This is a genomic window from Streptomyces rapamycinicus NRRL 5491, assembly GCF_024298965.1.
GTDB lineage: Bacteria > Actinomycetota > Actinomycetes > Streptomycetales > Streptomycetaceae > Streptomyces > Streptomyces rapamycinicus.
This window is the reverse complement of sequence record NZ_CP085193.1, coordinates 4,571,342-4,588,299: the sequence shown is the minus strand read 5'-3', so window position 1 is coordinate 4,588,299 and position 16,958 is coordinate 4,571,342. Positions and strand designations below refer to the sequence as shown.

Annotated in this window: 19 protein-coding genes; 11 read left to right on the top strand and 8 right to left on the bottom strand. The window is 69.1% G+C overall.

Annotated features, from left to right (window positions below; all coding sequences use genetic code 11):
- The first annotated feature begins 17 nt into the window (after positions 1–17).
- Both LIV37_RS51770 and LIV37_RS18795 read left to right on the top strand, forming a co-directional pair.
- Entirely contained in the window at positions 18–662 is a 645-nt protein-coding gene (locus tag LIV37_RS51770) for an HAD family hydrolase (RefSeq protein ID WP_274596674.1), read from the top strand.
- A complete protein-coding gene (locus tag LIV37_RS18795; protein WP_185057977.1) occupies positions 641–826 on the top strand; it encodes a hypothetical protein in 186 nt (61 codons plus the stop codon). Before LIV37_RS51770 ends, LIV37_RS18795 begins: the two co-directional genes overlap by 22 nt.
- Positions 827–1,016: 190 nt before the next feature.
- On the opposite strand, the gene LIV37_RS18790 is transcribed toward LIV37_RS18795, so the two are convergent.
- Entirely contained in the window at positions 1,017–1,355 is a 339-nt protein-coding gene (locus LIV37_RS18790) for a helix-turn-helix domain-containing protein (RefSeq protein WP_020868695.1), read from the bottom strand.
- 625 nt (positions 1,356–1,980) lie between these two features.
- Here LIV37_RS18790 and LIV37_RS18785 point away from each other — a divergent pair.
- On the top strand, positions 1,981–2,355 hold the full coding sequence (locus tag LIV37_RS18785; RefSeq protein WP_020868694.1) for a hypothetical protein: 375 nt from the start codon (positions 1,981–1,983) through the stop codon (positions 2,353–2,355).
- Positions 2,356–2,487: 132 nt separating this feature from the next.
- Here the strand turns inward: LIV37_RS18785 and LIV37_RS18780 are convergent, their stop codons facing one another.
- The 5 genes from LIV37_RS18780 to LIV37_RS18760 all read right to left on the bottom strand — a co-directional run bounded on the left by LIV37_RS18780 (position 2,488) and on the right by LIV37_RS18760 (position 5,779).
- A complete protein-coding gene (locus LIV37_RS18780; protein WP_020868693.1) occupies positions 2,488–2,796 on the bottom strand; it encodes an SCO5918 family protein in 309 nt (102 codons plus the stop codon).
- A 46-nt stretch (positions 2,797–2,842) separates the two neighbouring features.
- Positions 2,843–3,241, bottom strand: coding sequence for a CBS domain-containing protein (locus tag LIV37_RS18775; protein WP_020868692.1), 399 nt, complete (start codon positions 3,239–3,241; stop codon positions 2,843–2,845).
- A gap of 46 nt (positions 3,242–3,287) precedes the next feature.
- Complete coding sequence (locus tag LIV37_RS18770) at positions 3,288–4,805, bottom strand: DEAD/DEAH box helicase (protein WP_121824771.1); 1,518 nt, start codon at positions 4,803–4,805, stop codon at positions 3,288–3,290.
- Between the two features lie 263 nt (positions 4,806–5,068).
- Positions 5,069–5,278: a cold-shock protein gene (locus LIV37_RS18765; RefSeq protein ID WP_020868690.1), complete on the bottom strand. Its 210-nt coding sequence runs from the start codon at positions 5,276–5,278 to the stop codon at positions 5,069–5,071.
- A gap of 345 nt (positions 5,279–5,623) precedes the next feature.
- Positions 5,624–5,779, bottom strand: a complete 156-nt coding sequence (locus tag LIV37_RS18760) for a DUF6131 family protein (RefSeq protein WP_020868689.1) — start codon at positions 5,777–5,779, stop codon at positions 5,624–5,626.
- Between the two features lie 181 nt (positions 5,780–5,960).
- Between LIV37_RS18760 and LIV37_RS18755 the strand changes: the two genes are divergently transcribed.
- From LIV37_RS18755 to LIV37_RS18740, 5 genes are all read left to right on the top strand, one after another.
- The gene (locus tag LIV37_RS18755; protein WP_243146207.1) at positions 5,961–6,242 is read left to right on the top strand and encodes a creatininase family protein; all 282 of its coding nucleotides are present in this window, start codon (positions 5,961–5,963) and stop codon (positions 6,240–6,242) included.
- Complete coding sequence (locus tag LIV37_RS52595; RefSeq protein ID WP_373920632.1) at positions 6,178–6,324, top strand: creatininase family protein; 147 nt, start codon at positions 6,178–6,180, stop codon at positions 6,322–6,324. Before LIV37_RS18755 ends, LIV37_RS52595 begins: the two co-directional genes overlap by 65 nt.
- Before the next feature lie 162 nt (positions 6,325–6,486).
- Complete coding sequence (locus tag LIV37_RS18750; protein WP_020868688.1) at positions 6,487–8,385, top strand: propionyl-CoA synthetase; 1,899 nt, start codon at positions 6,487–6,489, stop codon at positions 8,383–8,385.
- A 101-nt stretch (positions 8,386–8,486) separates the two neighbouring features.
- Positions 8,487–9,926: an ATP-binding protein gene (locus LIV37_RS18745; protein WP_121824772.1), complete on the top strand. Its 1,440-nt coding sequence runs from the start codon at positions 8,487–8,489 to the stop codon at positions 9,924–9,926.
- Between the two features lie 100 nt (positions 9,927–10,026).
- Positions 10,027–10,653 (top strand): NADPH-dependent F420 reductase, encoded by a 627-nt coding sequence (locus LIV37_RS18740; protein ID WP_020868686.1) that lies wholly within the window; start codon positions 10,027–10,029, stop codon positions 10,651–10,653.
- Positions 10,654–10,719: 66 nt separating this feature from the next.
- On the opposite strand, the gene LIV37_RS18735 is transcribed toward LIV37_RS18740, so the two are convergent.
- A complete protein-coding gene (locus tag LIV37_RS18735; protein ID WP_020868685.1) occupies positions 10,720–11,310 on the bottom strand; it encodes a Uma2 family endonuclease in 591 nt (196 codons plus the stop codon).
- 34 nt (positions 11,311–11,344) lie between these two features.
- Here LIV37_RS18735 and LIV37_RS18730 point away from each other — a divergent pair, with 34 nt between their 5' ends.
- Positions 11,345–11,725, top strand: a complete 381-nt coding sequence (locus tag LIV37_RS18730) for a hypothetical protein (RefSeq protein WP_148717832.1) — start codon at positions 11,345–11,347, stop codon at positions 11,723–11,725.
- Positions 11,726–12,342: 617 nt separating this feature from the next.
- Here LIV37_RS18730 and LIV37_RS18725 read toward each other — a convergent pair.
- Complete coding sequence (locus tag LIV37_RS18725; RefSeq protein ID WP_020868682.1) at positions 12,343–13,785, bottom strand: M1 family metallopeptidase; 1,443 nt, start codon at positions 13,783–13,785, stop codon at positions 12,343–12,345.
- Positions 13,786–14,108: 323 nt separating this feature from the next.
- Here LIV37_RS18725 and LIV37_RS18720 point away from each other — a divergent pair, with 323 nt between their 5' ends.
- Both LIV37_RS18720 and LIV37_RS18715 read left to right on the top strand, forming a co-directional pair.
- Entirely contained in the window at positions 14,109–14,861 is a 753-nt protein-coding gene (locus LIV37_RS18720; RefSeq protein ID WP_020868681.1) for a GntR family transcriptional regulator, read from the top strand.
- 183 nt (positions 14,862–15,044) lie between these two features.
- Positions 15,045–16,868: a purine-cytosine permease family protein gene (locus LIV37_RS18715; RefSeq protein ID WP_243146209.1), complete on the top strand. Its 1,824-nt coding sequence runs from the start codon at positions 15,045–15,047 to the stop codon at positions 16,866–16,868.
- Positions 16,869–16,958 lie beyond the last annotated feature (90 nt).

Here is a 16,958-nt window from a genome sequence, read left to right as displayed (position 1 = left end):
CTTCGACCTCTTCGAAGATGGCCGCCCGCTGCCACACCTCCGCCGACGCCTTCACCACGGCCTACTGGACCCACCGCCCGCCCTACGACGCCGGCCGGCACGCCGCATCCGCGTACTGGACCGACGTACTGCACGCGCTGTCCCGCCCCGCCGACGCCGACACGATCGAAGAGCTGCGGCTCACCGACATCGACAGCTGGTCCCGCGTCGACGACCGCATGGTCACCTACGTGCGGACCCTGCGGGACCGCGCCCGGGTCGTCCTGCTGTCCAACATCCCGGCGGACAGCCGCACCTCCGCTCTGCGTAAGCGCGACTATCTGGACCGCGCGGTCGTCGGCGGATTCGCTGAGACCGTCAAGCGCACGCCCCGGCGCCGGACCGCGTTCTTCAACGCCTGTCTTTCGACGATTGTCGAACGTGATGTGCTGGAGCCCGCCAGTATCGAGCGGCATGGCGAGATACTGAAACTCCTCGGTCTCCTTGCCGGGCGGGCCGGCGGGCTTGCTGGTCCCTGCGGCGCTCGCCACCGCCTCGGGTATTCCCCGCACCACGCTGGTGCGCTACGACGGGTCAGAACGCCGCCCGGCTCGCTGAACCCGACGGCGCGGCCGGTGCCATGTTGGAGAACTTCGTCGTCATGGAACTCGCCCGCCAGCTGACCTGGTCCGAGCAACAAGGCCGCCTCTTCCACTATCGGCTCGCCAACCTGCTCGGGGACCGGTTCGTCGCCGGCTACGTCCTCTATACGGGACAGCAGACCTTGCCGTTCGGCGGCCGGATCCGGGCTCTGCCCATGGACGCCCTGTGGCAGCTGAGCCCCTGACAGGCGGTGGGGGCGGTGGGCCGCGGTAAGTGCGGCTGGCGATGCCGGGTCGGTTTGGCCCGGCCCCGACCGTTCACAGTCGCTCTTCTTCGCCTCGACGGCGCTCGCGAACGGCAGGGCCGAACATGCGGATGCCGGACGCGGACCAGCGCCTCTCCCGTGCTGCGGCGCCGACTGTGCCCGGAAGGGCTCATGGAGAGTCGTCGTGGTGTTCGGCCGCGGCACGGCGGAACTCCGCGTTGATGCGCTGAGCTTCCTCGAGCTGGTCCTCGAGGATGACGATGCGGCAGGCGGCCTCGATCGGCGTGCCCTGGTCGACGAGTTCGCGGGCGCGGGCGGCGATCCGTAGTTGGTAGCGGGAGTACCGGCGGTGCCCGCCCTCCGAGCGGAGCGGGGTGATGAGGCGGGCCTCACCGATGGCGCGGAGAAAGCCGGGGGTGGTGCCGAGCATCTCTGCTGCCCGTCCCATGGTGTAGGCGGGGTAGTCGTCGTCGTCCAGACGACCACCGAGCGGATTGTCTGCTGTCATTCTCACCTCGTTGAGCAACGCGTCGAGGGGCCCTGGTGCCGTAAGCACCAGGGCCCCGAAGGAAATTCAACACCATCTGTCGGCCCTACTGCTGTGCCGACCTTCTGTCTTCCGCTACGCCGCCCGAGGAGGGCGGGATCGCGGGGATCGCGGATGCGTGACCGGGGACCACCCTCCATTCCGGGGTCTTGCGGTACCCGGGCCGGTTCTCCGTGCCCGGGCGATCCTGATGGCGTCCGCTTCCTCCGTTCTTCGCTGAGTTATCCACTCCGGGCTGCCCGGTGCGGGTGCCGGCCCCGTCGCCGTCCTGCGAACAACCTGGCGTCGCACCTCCACAGCCGCACCGACCTGGGAACTTCATGTGCTTCTACCCGCCAGTTCGTGTCTGCCGGGTCTCGTTCGACTCTGTCTACGAGAAAAACCTTAACCACCCGACAGTCCAATGTCTACTCTGGCAAGCATAGATTTTGTTGTGCATCGGACCTCGATAACCTGCGGCCCGTACAGCGGGCGTGCGGCTGGTCACCCGGCCGGCTCAGAGGTCGCACCCCGGCCGGAGGCGTCGGACCGTTCGCCGCGTTCAGTGGGGTACGGCCGGCCGGGCCGATGAATAAAATCGGCTCTCATGCCGAACGCTGACGAACTGCTCGTTGACATGGCCGCCATAGTGGAGTCCGAGCAGAGCAACCAGATGTCCCTGACCGTGGTCACCGGCGGCGCTGTCATCACCGGACGGTTGGCTCCCGAAGCCGTGTGGAGGCAGCGTGTGTCGGAGATCCTCAGGGACTCGGACCGCCTGGGCCCCTTCGCCGGCGTCTTCACCGCCGGCGAGACGCAGGACCGGCCCGACGGCGGCGGCCCGCCCACGCATCTGCACTTTCACGTCGCCCGGATTCTGCAAGGCAGCATGGGGATTCCTGAGACGGGCGGGATGTACCGCGTCGCGATCAAGGACGTCAGCGGCTGGACCGTTGGCGACTTCAGCTACTCCGACTCATGAGTCACGGACCTCTGGTCGGCCCTGGAGGCGCTGTCTTGCCGACCGGACACTGAACGCGTCGAGGGCTCGACCGGCGCGCGCCGGTCGAGCCCTCAACACCGTCCTGGTCTCGGCTTTCGCCTGTCCCGTCGGTTACCTGGGCGCGGGGGTGCCGAGCTGAGCCGACGCTTCCTCAAGCGGAGTGAGGCCGCGCGCGGGTGAGATTTCGGGGAGGGCACGGCACGTGAAGCCGAGACGGGTCATGGCCCTGGTGACTTCGCCGGCGGTGAAGTCACGACGGTCCTGCCCGGTGATGACCTCGCCCACCTGCTTCGCGGGGTACTGGCGGCGGCCGATGATCACGGACTCACCCGTGACGAGCTCGGGCGTGACGCCCTTCATCGACGCCAGCACCCCACTCTTGGTCAGGTCGAACGGGAAGCGGGCGATGACGCAACGCATGGGTGCCTCACAGGTAGAGGGAGAAGGTCTGAGCGGGGGAGGTGGATCAGCGTGAGAGGGCGAGAACGCCCACGGCGCAGCCGTGCTCGTCGATGACGGGCAGGGCCCCGAGCCGACCGTGCCGCATCGTGCGCTCCGCTTCGGCGATCGTGGCCATGGGCGAGGTGAAGGGTCCGTTGTCGCCGAAGACGTCCCGCAGACGGACCTGATCCGTGTATGCGGAGCTGTCGCGGACGACGGTGAGCTGGTCCTGAGCGATCAGGCCCGTGCACCGGCCGTCCTCGTCATGGACGAGCAGGTGCCCGGAACGGGCACTGGCCATGACGGACAAGGCCACCTCTACGGTCATGTCGTCCCAGACCTGCGGGCCGGGCGCGTCCATGGCGTCGACCACGGTCTTGGTGGCGGAATCCGCCGGGTGCGGCGTCATCTGGACCAGCGTCAAAGGTGCCTCCTTGGGGAGTGGGCAAGAGTCCTGCACGAGGAAGGCTCTAGGCTGCCGCGTCGAGGGCGGACTGCCGCTGAGCCTTACGGTGTGTCGCCTCGCCGGTCCGGCGGCCCCCAGCGGCACGGCCGCGCCGATCGCGGGAGTGGGGGGCGCCGCGCTTGGGGCGCTCCACCCCCGCTGTGGTGATGACGACCGGAATGCCCGACGGAGTGCGCGCGCCGGTGATGTGGCTCAGTTCGGCCTCACCTGAGCGGACCTGGGTGGTCCGAGGGCGGATCCCGGCGTCCGACATGAGACGGACCGTGTCGCGGCGCTGGCCGGGCGTCACCAGGGTGACGACGAGACCGGACTCGCCGGCGCGGGCCGTGCGGCCTCCCCGGTGAAGGTAGTCCTTGTGGTCGTTGGGCGGGTCCACGTTGACCACCAGGTCGAGGTTGTCGACGTGGATCCCGCGTGCCGCGACATTGGTCGCCACCATGACCGTCACTTGCCCCGTCTTGAACTGGGCCAGGGTCCGGGTGCGCTGCGGCTGCGACTTTCCACCGTGCAGTGCGGCGGCCCGTACGCCGCTCTCCAGCAGGTGGCGCGTGAGCTGGTCGACGGCGTGCTTGGTGTCCAGGAACATGATCACTCGGCCCTCTCGCGCCGCGATCTCTGTTGTCACCCGATGCTTGTCCGCGCCGTGCACATGCAGCACGTGGTGCTCCATCGTGGTGACCGCGGCCGCGGACGGGTCGACGGAGTGGACCACCGGGTCGATCAGGTACCGGCGGACCAGAAGGTCGACGTTGCGGTCCAAAGTGGCTGAGAACAGCATCCGTTGCCCCTTCGGGCGCACCTGCTCCAGCAGCGCCGTGACCTGCGGCATAAAGCCCATGTCGGTCATCTGGTCAGCCTCGTCCAGGACGGTGATGTCGACCTGGTTCAGGCGGCAGTCACCCCGCTCGACAAGGTCCTTCAGCCGGCCCGGCGTGGCGACGACGACCTCCGCCCCACCACGCAGCGCACCGACCTGCTTGCTGATCGGCATCCCGCCGACCACCGTGGCCATCCGCAGCTGCACGGAGCGAGCGTACGGAGTGAGCGCATCGGCGACCTGCTGTGCCAGCTCCCGGGTGGGCACCAGCACCAGCGCCAGGGGCTGCCGGGGCTCGGCTCGCCGGCCGGCCGTACGGGCCAGCAGGGCCAGGCCGAAGGCCAGGGTCTTGCCGGATCCGGTGCGCCCGCGGCCGAGTACGTCACGGCCCGCGAGGGAGTTCGGCAGGGTCGCTGCCTGGATCGGAAACGGTACGGTCACCCCTTCGGCGACCAGCGCGGCCAGCAGATGCCGGGGCATCTCGAGATCGGCGAACGTCTCGGCGGCGGGGAGAGCGGGGCTGCTCGTCACCGGCGGGGCGAACTCCCCCCGCGGTGCGGCGGGCCGGCCCCCGTAACCGCGCGAACGGCTCGGACCACCGGAGCGCTTGGAGACCGTAGCCCCCGAGCGGCTGCCGCCCTGTCGGGAGCCGGAACCGCCGGTACGGGTGGGGACGGAACGAGCGTTCGTACGTGTGCGGTTCATGCGGAACCTTCCTCGAAGCGGCACGCATCAAGGAATTCCCGCAGCGCTGAGCAGCGCAGAGAATCGCAAGAACGGGCCAGAACAAATACCGATACGGGTTCGGCCGGAGGAAATGCTCACTGGCCGAGACCCTGAAGCGGGCGGCGCGATCCGGGTCGGAGAGGCCGGGGCGTCGAGTGTGGCGTGACGGGGGGCAGCGCCCTGCGGCGCGACGATTCGGGGCCCGCGCCCAAGGCGCGGGCCCCAGCTTCTCACTGCGTGCGTCAGCTTCGGGAGGGAACGATGTTCTCGGCCATCGGGCCCTTCTGGCCCTGCCCGATGTCGAAGCTCACCTTCTGGCCTTCCAGGAGTTCGCGGAACCCTTGGGCGGCGATGTTCGAGTAGTGGGCGAACACGTCAGCGCCGCCGCCGTCCTGCTCGATGAAGCCGAAACCCTTTTCCGCGTTGAACCATTTCACGGTGCCAGTAGCCATGCGTCACATCTCCTTTGGGCAGTGCCCGGGCCCGCGCTGTGCGGGCTCGGCGTCGCGCGATGATTGCCCAGACCGGAAGTGACCGGAAATACAGAAGAACTGCCATTGGCATGGAGGGCCAGTGAGGGCGCTTGAAGATTTTGGGAACCACAACTGCAACTGGAGGCAACGGTAGCACGGCGCATGCGGCTGCGCATGTTAAATCATTTCGCTCCGTCTGTCACGTCAGAAATCTTCTTCGCGCGCTGCATCGATTTCTTATTTCGCCACCACAGGTATTGGCCCGCCCGGAACGCGGCCGAGCAGCCGGGCACAGGCGCTGGCCGGTACGCGTCGACGCCTCTGCTACCAGTAGTGCCGACGTCCACCGATCGCGTGTCCGGCGGCGCCCAGGACCCAGAGGATCGCTCCGATGACGAGGATGACGATGCCAATAGTCCACAGGATGGAGATGCCGGTCAGGAAGCCGACGACGAGGAGAATAATCCCGAGGGCGATCATGGAATCCTCCGATCTTCCGGGAATGCTCCACTTCCATTATCTTCCCGAACCGGCTCCACGCCAATGCGTTCCCTTGTTGTTGCCGCGCCTAATTACCTTTAGGTGAGCCTTTTGTCGAAAGTGTGTCGTGGAAGGCCACGATCGGACTTCAGGTCGTATGCGGGCGGCCCAGGACGCACCGGTGCTGCTTCCCGTGGGCCCCGCCGAGCGGCACGGTCCGCACCTGCCCACCGGCGTCGACGGCTTCCTCAGCGCGGAGGCATGCCGCCGGGCAGCCGGGATCATGGTCGCTCAGGACAGGCCCGTGCCGTCGCTCCGTCCCTCTGGTGCGGGCTGGCGGACCATCATGTCGAGTTCGGCGGTACGTTCACCCTCACGCGCCTTGAACGCCATCAGCGGTGAGATCTCCCGGGAACTGTCCGCGCCCATCGCCGTCGGTCACGCCGTCGGGCGTGGCGGGTGACGCGCGCAGGGCGTCCGCCGAGAAGGGCGAGGCCATTTTGGACGCATTCGCGGAAGCCATCGCGGAATGGCTGATGAAATGACCCTGGCGCCCGGCGGGTACATCCGCTGGGCTGACCGTGGGTGCCGCACGCACGCCCGCACGCCCGCCAAACCGCTCGTACGGGACGGGCGCGGGCGGGAGGCACCTCTCGGCACGGCGCGGACGGAACGAGGAAAGCGGAACGAGGAGAGGGGCTATCGACATGACGCAGGGGCCGAAGCAGGACGGCTATGCGGCTGAGTACCGGCGCAGCCTGGAGGATCCGGAGGGCTTCTGGCTGGACGCCGCCCGTGCCATCGACTGGACCGTCGCCCCGACCCGGGCCCTCGACGCGTCGGAGCCCCCGCTGTACCGGTGGTTCCCGGACGGGCGGCTGAACACCTGCCACAACGCTGTGGACCGCCACATCGACGCCGGGCGCGGCGAGCAACTCGCGCTGGTGTACGACAGCCCGGTCACCGGTCGCAAGACGGCGTTCACCTACCGGGAGTTGCGTGACGAGGTCGCGCGGTTCGCCGGGGCGCTGACCGGACTCGGGGTGGCCCAGGGCGACCGCGTCGTGATCTATATGCCGATGATTCCCGAGGCGGTCGTCGCCATGCTGGCCTGCGCCCGCGTCGGCGCCGTCCACTCGGTCGTCTTCGGCGGATTCGCCGCGCGTGAGCTCGCCGTGCGCATCGACGACGCCCGCCCCAAGCTCGTCATCGCCGCCTCGTGCGGTATCGAACCGGCCCGCGTCGTGCCGTACAAGCCGCTCCTGGACGATGCCCTCGCGCTGGCCGAACACCGGCCGGAGCACTGTGTCATCCGCCAGCGGCCGCAGTGCGCGGCGGAGATGACCGGCCGTGACCTCGACTGGGACCAGATCATGGAGACCGCCGAGCCGGTCGGCTGCGTCCCAGTGGCCGCCACCGACCCGCTGTACATCCTCTACACCTCCGGCACCACCGGCCGGCCCAAGGGCGTGGTGCGCGACAACGGCGGCCACGCGGTCGCGCTGCGCTGGTCCCTGGAGAACGTGTACGACACCCACCCCGGCGAGGTCTTCTGGGCGGCCTCGGACGTCGGCTGGGTCGTCGGCCACTCCTACATCGTCTACGCGCCGCTGCTCACCGGCTGCACCACCGTGCTCTACGAAGGAAAGCCCGTCGGCACTCCGGACGCCGGCGCGCTGTGGCGGGTGATCGCCGAACACCGCGTGACGGCACTGTTCACCGCGCCGACTGCGATCCGCGCGGTGAAGAAGGAGGACCCGCGCGGAGAGCTTCTGCACGCCCACGACATCGGATCGCTGCGCCACCTGTTCCTGGCCGGCGAGCGCCTGGACCCGGAGACCTACCGCTGGGCCACGGACCTGCTCGGCGTTCCGGTGGTCGACAACTGGTGGCAGACCGAGACCGGCTGGCCGATCGTCGCCAACCCCATGGGCCTGGAGCCGCATCCGCTCAAGGCCGGTTCGCCCACCGTGCCCATGCCCGGCTACGACGTGCGCATCCTCGACGCGACGGGCCGCGACACGCCGCCGGGCGCCGACGGCGCGGTGGCGATCCGGCTGCCGCTGCCGCCCGGCACGCTGCTCACCGTGTGGCAGGACGACGCCCGGTATGTGCGCTCGTACCTGTCCGCCTACAGCGGCTACTACCTCACCGGTGACGGCGGCCGTAAGGACGAGGACGGCTACGTCTACGTCATGGGCCGCATCGACGACGTGATCAACGTGGCCGGGCACCGGCTGTCCACCGGCGCGATGGAGGAGGTGCTCGCCGCCCACCCGGATGTCGCCGAATGCGCTGTCGTCGGCGTCGCCGATCCGCTCAAGGGGCAGGTACCGCGCGGTCTCGTCGTACTCAAGGCGGGCCTCGACCGCGATCCGCGGGACATCGCCACGGAACTCGTCGCCGCCGTCCGGGAGACGATCGGCCCCGTGGCGGCGCTGCGCCGGGTCGACGTGGTCGCGGCCCTGCCCAAGACGCGCTCGGGAAAGATCCTGCGCCGCACCATGCGCGACATCGCCGACGGCCGGGACACCGAGCTGCCCTCCACGATCGACGATCCCGCGGTGATCGAGGCGCTGCGGCCGGTACTCCGCGACGACGTCTAGTTCTCGCGCAATGGTCCAGTTTTCGCGCCGCACCGTAATCCCGGTAAAGTAAGATTCAATCTACGTAAGAATGAATCTACGTTAGTTCCCTGGGGTGTGTCGTGGAGTTCCAAGGCCGGGCCGGAGATCTTGAGCTGCTGGCTGGGCAGTACCGGGCAGTGGCGGAGGGCCTTGGAACCACCCGGGGGCGAGCTGTGATCATGACGGGCCGACGCCGGGTGGGGAAATCGCGCCTGGTCCAGGAGTTCTGTGACCACTCGGGAGTGCCGTACGTGGTGTTCCAGGCCACCCGTGGGCGTCACCCCGCGACGGAGCGCGCCGACTTCGCCTCGACCCTCGCGGGGTCACCGCTGCCGGGGGCGGAGCTGATCGGTGGCCTCCAGGCGCAGGACTGGAACCAGTCGCTTCGCTCGCTGGCGCTCGCGGTACCCGATGACTCGCCCAGCATCGCGGTGATCGACGAGGTGCCCTGGCTGGTCGAGCAGGACCAGGAATTCGAGGGCGCGCTCCAGACCGTCTGGGACCGTCACCTGTCCGCCAAGCCCGTGCTTCTGGTGCTGGTCGGCAGCGATACATCGGTGATGGAGGCCTTGCAGTCGTACGGACGCCCGTTCTTCGGCCGGGCGGCGAAGATGATCGTCCATCCCCTGAATCTGGCCGATGTGCGGGCCATGACCGGGCTCGACGCCTCGGGGGCCGTCGACGCCCAGTTGATCACCGGTGGATTCCCCGAGATCGTCCAGTCCTGGCGGCCGGGTATGGACCGTACGGAGTTCTTGCGGACCTCGGTCGCCAATCCACTCTCCCCCCTGCTGGTGGCCGGCGAGCTGACCCTGCTGGGTGAATTCCCCGAGGCTTCGCACTCACGGGCCGTACTGGAAGCGGTCGGCAGCGGTGAGCGCACGTTCAGCGCGATCGCGGCCCAGGCCGGCGGCGCCAGCGCGCTGCCGTCCGGCACGCTCTCCCCGCTGCTCGCCATGTTGCAGGCCAAGCGAGTCCTGGCCGCCGACCTCCCCTTGTCCACCAAGCCGGACAGCAAGAACAAGCGCTACCGGATCGCCGACCCGTATCTGCGGTTCTGGCTGGCGTTCCTGGCACGCGCGATCCCGCTCATCGAGCGCGGCCGCGGTGACTTGGCACTGGAACGTATCGAGCGGTCGTGGACCACTTGGCGCGGGCGAGCGGTCGAGCCACTGATCCGCGAGTCCTTGCTCCGTCTGATGCCCAGCGCTGAGTGGCCCGGGACCGAGGCCATCGGCGGTTGGTGGAACCGTCAGAACAACCCCGAGATCGACCTCATCGGCGCGGACCGCGAGCCGACGGCCCGGGAGGTTCACTTCGTCGGATCGGTCAAGTGGCTGGAGACCCAGCCCTTCGGCCGTCATGAGTACGACGCCTTGGTGCGCGACATGCTCGCCGTCCCCGGTACCGCCCCGGACACACCGCTGGTCGCGGTCTCCCGCTGCGGGGTGGCCGACGGTCTGCCGCTGACCGCGCATTGGGGGCCGGAGGACCTCGTACGGGCATGGCAGCCCCGATAGCCGCGGCCCTCGGCCAAACCCGGCCCACCTCGAATGCATGATCCGCGGGGTGCCGGTAACCCGCCGGGGGCCCACCACACACGAGGAGGGGAGCAACGCCGTGCGCATCGGAATCATCGGAGCGGGCCACATCGGCTCGACGCTGGCCCGCCACTTCGCCTCGATCGGCTACGAGGTGGCGATCGCCAACTCCCGCGGCCCGGACACCCTGGCCGACCTGGTGACCGACATCGGCGGCCCGATCCGCGCGGTGACCGCCGAGGAGGCGGCCCGGATCGGCGAGGTGGTGGTCGTGTCCATCCCCTACGGCCGCTACCGGGAGCTGCCGACCGAGCCGCTGCGCGGCAAGGTCGTCATCGACACCTGCAACTACTACCCCGAGCGGGACGGCAACGACCCGGAACTCGACGCCGACGCCACCACCTCGAGCGAGAGGATCCAGGCCCACACCGGCGCCAACCTGGTCAAGGCGTTCAACGCCATCTACTGGGAGAACCTCCGCGACCACGCCCGCCCCCAGGGCGCCACCGACCGGGTGGCCATCCCGCTGTCCGGCGACGACGAGGAGGCCAAGGCCGCCGTGGCCGGGCTGATCCGCGACATCGGCTTCGACCCCGTGGACGCCGGCCACCTGGGCGAGGGCGGCCGCAAGCACCAGCCGGGCAGCCGCGTCTACGCGACCGAGATGTCCTCCGCCGAGACCAGCGCCCTGCTGAGCGTCGCCTGAACCCGGGGCCCGGTGCACGTGGGCCCGGCGTCCGTGTGCCGCGGATGCCGCGCCGATCCGATCGCTCTACCGGCCATGCTTGTCCTTGTCGGGGGTGAGGCCGTTCAGATCGATGTCGACCTTGAACGGAACCGTCCGCTGGAGGTGGTGGCGGAAGATCCCGGCCGGGGCATAGGCGGCGGTCGGCTCGTCGAGCTCATAGACGTGGACGACAGGCACCCCGTCCTCGTCCTCGATGCACCAGTAGTGCGGAATCCCGGCCTCGGCGTACTTACGGAGCTTGACCGTGCGGTCTCGGTGGGCCGATTCGGGGGAGACGACCTCGATCACGAGTTGCACTTCATCCGGTGCGAACCAAGTGCGGTCACTGTCGAAGTCGGCCGTCGTCACCAGCAGATCCGGTTCCGGCCGGTTGCGCTGATCCAGCTTGATCGTCATCTCGCGGCCGACCCTTGCATCGGCGGGTACCTGCTCCATGAGCGCGACGGTGAGCATCGTGACGAGGTGGCCGTGCCACCACCTCTGCGGGGACATCATGAAAATGAGTGCTCCGTCGATGAGCTCGGTATGGCGGGGTGCTTCCGGTAGATGGTCCAGATCATCCGCAAACCAGCCCTCGGGGCGGGGCGGGCGCATCCAATCGGGGAGGGCGGTCATGGGTCAACCGTAGCGGTCTCCCCAGGCACGGGCCATGAGATCGTCAAGGCTGTTCAACGCGGAATACGCGGAATACGCGAAATCTGTGGACGCCCAAGGTGTGAGTGAAATCGGCGAGATGCCGCGCGCGGTCCGGGCGGCCAAGGTGGCGGTCGTGGAATCGCATCTGGTGGTCGGCTGCCCCACGCCGCGTCGGCTGTATCGCATCGCGCAGATGAGCAACAGGCGAGATCACGTCCACTCCCCACTTGAATTCACGCCCAATGACCGGGGGCGTGCGCTGGGGCGCAATGTGATGGGAGTCTGCGTGGTTGAGGGACTCCTTGAGGAAAAGATCGCCGAGGTGCTGTCCGGTAGTGCTCCGATCACCGAACTTCCCGATGTACCCGTGGACGCGTCGGTATCCGAGCTATGAGACGTGCGGTCGATGCTGCTCTGCTACTGAGGGAGCTCTTCCCCGCCGACCGGCGTAAGCGCCTGCTCATTCGGCGTGCACTCAGCGAGTCACCCCCTTCCCAGCTGTGTGCGCCTGAGGTCAACCGACGCGCACGTGCGTGGTCTGCTCTGACCTCGGAAAGCTACCCCCGCCCATGGAACCCACGGATCGCGGAGGTATTCCAACTCGCCGATGTGCGAGATGGTTTGAATCCCTCCAGGCGGCGGCTGCCGGAACTGCTCGCCGCCGCCGACACGGATGAAGAGGAACGGGTGCCGGATTCGGCGACCTGGCGACCGCCGTCAATGCCCTCCACCGACGCGGAGGAGATGGGGAACAGGACTTGCTGACACCGATCCCTCGGCGGCGAGCGCTCCCGGCTGCTACGACGCGGAGAGGTCTGCGACCCAGTCTGGCTGCTCCACTCCGGGGGCTGAGGGACCGCCTCGCCGCCCGAGCGCGGGAGGAGTCCGTGCTCCATCCCCTCAGCCGTCAACAGGCCGACGAAATGGCGCTCGGGGTGATGACGGCCGAGGTCGGCCTGCGCCAACTGCGTCCTCTGTTGGAGGACATAGCCGAACCTCTGTGAGTGACGCCTACGGTTTCTTCGGCTTGCCCTCGCCGTACAGCCAGACGTCGAAGAGGCGGGTCAGGTCCTTGCCGGACTTGCGTTCGCACAGCTCGATGAATTGTTTGGTGTCGGCGTTGCCGTGCCGGTGGTCCTTGAGCCAGGTGCGGAGGATGGTGAAGAAGGCCGTGTCGCCGACGGTCCGGCGGAGCTGGTGGAGCACCATCGCGCCGCGGCCGTAGACGGGCGGGTCGGAGACGCTGGCGACGGTCGGGGGGTCGGCGGGTGGGAAGTCCCAGATGCCCTCGCTCTCGTCGTCGGTGCCGTCGTAGAAGTCGTCGAAGACCTGCTGGGCGGTGCGGCCGTCGTGGCCCTCCTCCCACAGCCACTCGGCGTAGGTCGCGAAGCCCTCGTTGAGCCACATGTCCTTCCAGACCCGGGGCGTGACCGAATTGCCGAACCACTGGTGGGCGAGTTCGTGGACGACGAGCGCCTGGTCCGGGGCCGCGTCGAAGAACGGCTTGGTCTGGGTCTCCAGGGCGTAGCCGAGGCCGGGGAGGTGGCCGACGACGGCGCCGGTGGAGGAGAAGGGGTACGGGCCGAAGGTGCGGCTCTCCCAGGTGATGACGTCGTCGACCTGCTTGGCGATGTTCTTGGCGCCGGCGGCCTCGGTGGGGTCGACGGCCAGGTACGCGGGCAGGCCCTTGCCGGTGGTCGTCGTACGGATCCCGAAGCGGCCGATGGCGACCGTGGCCAGATAGCTCGCCATGGGCTCACCGCTGTGCCACCGGAAGGTGGTGCGGCGCCCCCGGGTCTCCTGGCCCTTCAGCTCCCCGTTGGAGACGGCGGTGTAGCCCTGGGGAACGGTGACGGCGATGTCGTAGGCGGCCTTGTCGGAGGGGTGATGGTTGCCGGGGAACCAGGTCATGGAGCCGGTCGGCTCGCCGAGGGCCACCGCGCCGTCGTGGGTGCGGATCCAGCCCTCCTTCCCGGTGTCATCGCCGGTGAGAGTCTTCGGCTCGCCGTCGTAGACGACGGTGGCCGTGAAGGTGCGGCCGCTGGGGAGGGCCGCGGCGGGGGTCAGCACCAGTTCGGTGCCGCTGCGGGCGGCCTTGGCGGGACGGCCGTTCACCGTGGCCTTCCGCACCCGCAGCCCGGCGAGGTCGAGGTGGAAGGAGCTCAGGGCGCGGTCCGCGCGGGCGGTGATCCGGGCGGTGCCCTTGAGATGGCGCGAGCCGGGGGCGTAGTCGAGGGCGAGACGGTATCCCCGCACGTCGTAGCCGCCGTTGCCGAGCCGCGGGAAGAGCGCGTCGCCGACCCCCGCGCCACCCGCCCCGGCGCCGGACGCCCCGCCCGCGTCCTGCGCCCCGGCGCCACCGGTGCACCCCGCGCACAGCGCGATGAGCAGCACCCCGGGCAGCACCCGCGGGATGCGGCCGGTCGCCGTGGCCGCCGCGCGTGACCCGCTCATCCCCGCTCCGGTCCGGGCGCCGGGGGTCCGGACCACTCCGGCAGCGGTTCGTCGTCCATCTCACGTCCCTACGCTTCGGCGGCTGATCCTCAGGAGCGTAATGCGCCCGGCGGGCCGGAACGTGTGGGACCGCCGATGGCACGGCATCGCGTCACGGTCGCAAAGGGCGGTGAGACGTCCGGCGTCGGGCGGCGCACCGACTTTGGGCGACTTAAACGTCTCTGAGCTGCGATTCACCACTTCTAGTGAAGCTCTGGCCTCCAGTTGCAATCGGCAACCCTGAGTTGCCAGGCTGTTGCTGACTGTCAACCCAGGGAGTGCACGTGGCCTTTGGTGACCAGCCCGCATACCTCCGCGTCGCCGACGATCTGCGGAAGAAGATCGCCGCGGGTGAGCTGCCGCCGCATGCGCGTCTCCCCTCCCAGGCCAGGATCCGCGAGGAGTACGGCGTTTCGGACACCGTCGCGCTCGAAGCGCGCAAGGTGCTGATGGCCGAAGGGCTGGTCGAGGGGCGTTCCGGGTCGGGGACGTATGTACGGGCGCAGCCGGTGCCGCGGCGGGTGGTCCGGGGCGGGTTCCACACCGCCGGGGAGACCACGCCGTTCCGGCAGGAGCAGACCGACGACCGGATCACCGGCACCTGTGAGGCCGCGAGCGAGCAGGAGGAGGCGGGGGCTGAGATCGCCGGGCGGCTGGGGGTCGAGGTGGGGGAGCGGGTGATGCGCACCCGCTATGTGTTCCGGTCGCAGGGGGAGGTCGTGATGCTCTCCACCTCCTGGGAGCCGCTCGAACTCACCGGCCGTACGCCCGTGATGCTGCCCGAGGAGGGTCCGCTGGCCGGGCGCGGGGTCGTCGACCGCATGGCCGCCCTCGACCTGGTGGTGGACAACATGGCGGAGGAGGTCGGCGCGCGCCCCGGCCGGGCCGAGGAGGTGCTGGCGCTCGGCGGGGTGCCGGGCCACTGGGTGATGGTCATCTCGCGTACGTACTTCGCGGGCGGCCGTCCGGTGGAGACCGCCGATGTGGTGGTGCTGGCCGAGCGCTACCGGATCGCGTACCGGCTGCCGGTGAAGTGATCGTTCGCCCGCTGTCGGTGCTCACCGATAGTCGGGCGGTCCGTCCCGGGGCGTCTTACCGCGAGTTAACCGCCGCCCCGCCGCCGTAACGGCCCGGCAATGGCGTATCGCGGCCGCCCGTCACCTCCGGCTCCTACCGTCCTCGGGCGTAGGAGAACGGCCCGAGCGACAGGGGAAGCCGGTATGACGGACGCGGTCGATACGGTCACGCCTGAGGCGGGAGTACCAACACAAGCGCCAACACAGGTGGGAGAGCCGGCAACCGTCCCGCGCCGCGGCTACGCCCGGCTGGCGGCCGACGAGAGCCGTGAGGACTACTCGCTGCGCTACGCACCCCACTCCTACCGCCGCTGGTCGCCCACCATGGTCGCCTCCACGGCGCTCGGCGGCATCGCCTATCTCGCGGACTTCGCCATCGGCGCGTCCATCGTCTTCACCTACGGCTTCACCAGCGGTATCGCCTCGATCCTCACCGCGGCGACGATCATCTTCCTGACCGGCATCCCCATCGCCCGCGCCTGTGCGACCTACGGCCTGGACATGGATCTGATCACCCGCGGTGCCGGATTCGGCTACTTCGGCTCGACGTTGACCTCGCTGATCTACGCGAGCTTCACCTTCATCTTCTTCGCGCTGGAGGGCTCGATCATGGCGCAGGCCATGCACCAGGCCCTCCATATCCCGCTGCCGGTCGGCTATCTGCTGACCACCCTCATCGTGATCCCGATCGTCTTCCGCGGCATGGGCGCGCTCGCCAAGGTGCAGGCGTGGACCCAGCCGATCTGGCTGATCGGGCTCGCCCTGCCGTTCGTGGTGCTGGCCTTCGAGGCGCCGGACTCCTGGGGCGCGTTCGCCTCCTTCGGCGGGACCGAGGGCGCGGGCTCCGGTTTCGACTGGATCGGATACGGCCTGGGTACGGGTGTCGCGCTCTCGCTGATCGCACAGATCGGTGAGCAGGCCGACTATCTGCGGTTCATGCCCGCGAAGACCGACGAGAACCGGCGGCGCTGGAATCTGGCGGTCCTGGCCGCCGGCCCCGGCTGGGTGGTCATCGGCGCGGCCAAGCAGATCGGTGGCGCCTTCCTCGCGTTCGTGGCGCTCGGCGCGGTCGGCAAGACCCATGCGCTGGAGCCCATCGCCCCGCAGATCGAGGCGCTGAAGCCCTGGCTGGGCTCGGTCGCGCTGCCCGCCGCCGCGCTCTTCGTGGTGATCTCCCAGATCAAGATCAATGTGACCAACGCCTACAGCGGCTCGCTGTCCTGGTCCAACTTCTTCTCCCGGGTCACCCACCGCCACCCCGGCCGGGTCTGGTACATCTTCCTCAACCTCGCCATCGCGCTGGCGCTCATGGAGATGAACATGTTCGCGGCGCTCAACAAGCTGCTGGGCTTCTACTCCAACGTCGGCATCGCCTGGATAGCCGCCGTCGCCGCCGATCTGGTCATCAACAAGCCGCTCGGGCTGAGCCCGAGGTACATCGAGTTCAAGCGGGCGTATCTGCACCCCGTGAACCCCGCCGGATTCGGCGCGATGGTGATCGCGTCGGCGGTCTCGATCGTCGCCTTCTCCGGGGTCTTCGGGGAGGTGGCCGAGGCGTTCTCGACCTTCATCGCCTGCGGTCTCGCGCTGGTGCTCTGCCCGCTGCTGGCCTGGCTCACCGGGGGCCGCTACTACCTGGCCCGGAGGAACCCGGTGAACGGGCCGGATGCCGACGTCCCGGACATCACCGCCACCCACCTGTGCGCCTCGTGCGAGACGGCGTACGAGTTGCCGGACATCGCCGACTGCCCGGTGCGGGCGGGGGCCGTCTGCTCGCTGTGCTGCTCACTGGATGCCGAGTGCGGGGATGTGTGCCGCAAGGCGCCCACGGGCGAGCCCGTGCTGATGCCGCTTCCCACGGTGGGCGGCCCCGCGATGGGCGGCACCGCCACGGGCGGCACCGCCGTGGGAGACCCCACTGTGGGCGGCCCGCGCCCCCTGTTGCAAAACTCACATAAGCGCAGGTGAAAGGGGTTACTGGAAGGGGATCATCCGTTTCGCTCTTACGATGGATCGGTTTGTGTCCGGTCGTTGGGGGGCGAAAGGAGTGCCAGGAAC

What these genes read in the sequence shown, in the direction of transcription:
- LIV37_RS18795 (WP_185057977.1), top strand. Translation starts at nt 641, where the DNA reads ATGGAACTCGCCCGCCAGCTGACCTGGTCCGAGCAACAAGGCCGCCTC.
- LIV37_RS18715 (WP_243146209.1), top strand. Translation starts at nt 15,045, where the DNA reads ATGACGGACGCGGTCGATACGGTCACGCCTGAGGCGGGAGTACCAACA.
- LIV37_RS18780 (WP_020868693.1), bottom strand. Translation starts at nt 2,796, where the DNA reads ATGCGTTGCGTCATCGCCCGCTTCCCGTTCGACCTGACCAAGAGTGGG.
- LIV37_RS18730 (WP_148717832.1), top strand. Translation starts at nt 11,345, where the DNA reads ATGAGATCGTCAAGGCTGTTCAACGCGGAATACGCGGAATACGCGAAA.
- LIV37_RS18790 (WP_020868695.1), bottom strand. Translation starts at nt 1,355, where the DNA reads ATGACAGCAGACAATCCGCTCGGTGGTCGTCTGGACGACGACGACTAC.
- LIV37_RS18750 (WP_020868688.1), top strand. Translation starts at nt 6,487, where the DNA reads ATGACGCAGGGGCCGAAGCAGGACGGCTATGCGGCTGAGTACCGGCGC.
- LIV37_RS18770 (WP_121824771.1), bottom strand. Translation starts at nt 4,805, where the DNA reads ATGAACCGCACACGTACGAACGCTCGTTCCGTCCCCACCCGTACCGGC.
- LIV37_RS18760 (WP_020868689.1), bottom strand. Translation starts at nt 5,779, where the DNA reads ATGATCGCCCTCGGGATTATTCTCCTCGTCGTCGGCTTCCTGACCGGC.
- LIV37_RS18725 (WP_020868682.1), bottom strand. Translation starts at nt 13,785, where the DNA reads ATGAGCGGGTCACGCGCGGCGGCCACGGCGACCGGCCGCATCCCGCGG.
- LIV37_RS18735 (WP_020868685.1), bottom strand. Translation starts at nt 11,310, where the DNA reads ATGACCGCCCTCCCCGATTGGATGCGCCCGCCCCGCCCCGAGGGCTGG.
- LIV37_RS18785 (WP_020868694.1), top strand. Translation starts at nt 1,981, where the DNA reads ATGCCGAACGCTGACGAACTGCTCGTTGACATGGCCGCCATAGTGGAG.
- LIV37_RS51770 (WP_274596674.1), top strand. Translation starts at nt 18, where the DNA reads ATGGCCGCCCGCTGCCACACCTCCGCCGACGCCTTCACCACGGCCTAC.
- LIV37_RS18765 (WP_020868690.1), bottom strand. Translation starts at nt 5,278, where the DNA reads ATGGCTACTGGCACCGTGAAATGGTTCAACGCGGAAAAGGGTTTCGGC.